Source organism: Frankia sp. CcWB2 (genome assembly GCF_977927585.1).
Genome location: NZ_CDWRCM010000224.1, coordinates 6,499 through 7,661 on the forward strand (window position 1 = coordinate 6,499; position 1,163 = coordinate 7,661).

General features: G+C 71.1%; 1 protein-coding gene. It reads left to right on the top strand.

What is annotated here, in order from left to right; translation table 11 throughout:
- Nucleotides 1-448: 448 nt before the first annotated feature.
- A partial coding sequence (locus ACY45C_RS18830; protein WP_462188895.1) for a class I tRNA ligase family protein occupies nucleotides 449-1,163 on the top strand: 715 nt, incomplete at its 3' end.

A 1,163-nucleotide genomic window follows, 5' to 3' on the forward strand; every position in this document is an offset into this window, starting at 1 on the left:
CCCCGGGTCCCGACGATGAACCGGCCGCGCGGCGAAGGGCCGAGCCGGGGACGGGACCGCTCGTCCCGTTGAGCTACGCTCATGGGCAGCGGTACGGCGTGGACGGGGACGAGTAGCGGCGGGCGCAGCCCGAGCGAGCCGGGGTCGGTGGAAGCCCGGTGGCCAGCGCGTCGCGAAGATCACCCCCGAGCCGCCGGAAGAACGGGATCCGGTCGACCATCGGGTCCCCAGTAGATCCGGCCACCGCGAGGACAACGAGGGGCCATCCCTCGGCCCGATCCGGCCGAGCGGGTGTGCAAGGAGGGTGGTACCGCGGTACCCCCGGTCCGGGCAGGACAGGCGGCCGGCGCATCGGCCGGATGGTCACGCCCGGGGCCGGTGAGGCGTCGTCCCTCCGTTGGAGAGCCAGCCCGACGGAGATCACGACTATGGAGACCGGGTCCCCACGATGAGCACCCCCCTGCGGCATCCCACCTTCGCTCCGCTGCCCGCCCAGGTGGACCTGCCCGCCCTGGAGCGGGAGACGTTGGCCCGCTGGCGCGACACCAAGGTGTTCCACCGTTCGTTGGAGGCCACCGCGGACCGCCCGCTGTGGGTTTTCTACGAGGGCCCGCCCACCGCCAACGGCAGGCCGGGGGCGCATCACGTGGAGGCCAGGGTCTTCAAGGACCTGTTCCCCCGCTACCGGACGATGAAGGGCTACCACGTTCCCCGGCGGGCCGGCTGGGACTGCCACGGGCTGCCCGTCGAGCTCGCGGTCGAGAAGGAGCTCGGCTTCACCAGCAAAAACGACATCGAGGCGTTCGGCATCGCCGAGTTCAACGCCCGGTGCCGCGAGTCGGTGCTGCGCCATGTCGCGGACTTCTCCGCGATGACCGAGCGGATGGGCTACTGGGTCGACCTCGAGGGCGCCTACCGCACCATGGACACCAGCTACGTCGAGAGCGTCTGGTGGTCGCTCAAGCAGATCTTCGACCAGGGCCTGCTGGTCGAGGACTTCCGGGTCACCCCGTACTGCCCGCGCGACGAGACGCCGCTTAGTGACCACGAGGTGTCCCAGGGCTACTCGGACGTCGACGACCCCTCGGTCTACGTCCGTTTCCCGCTCGTCGCCGACGCCCTCGGCCTCGCCGGGCAGGGCGCGCAGCTGCTGGTCTGGACGA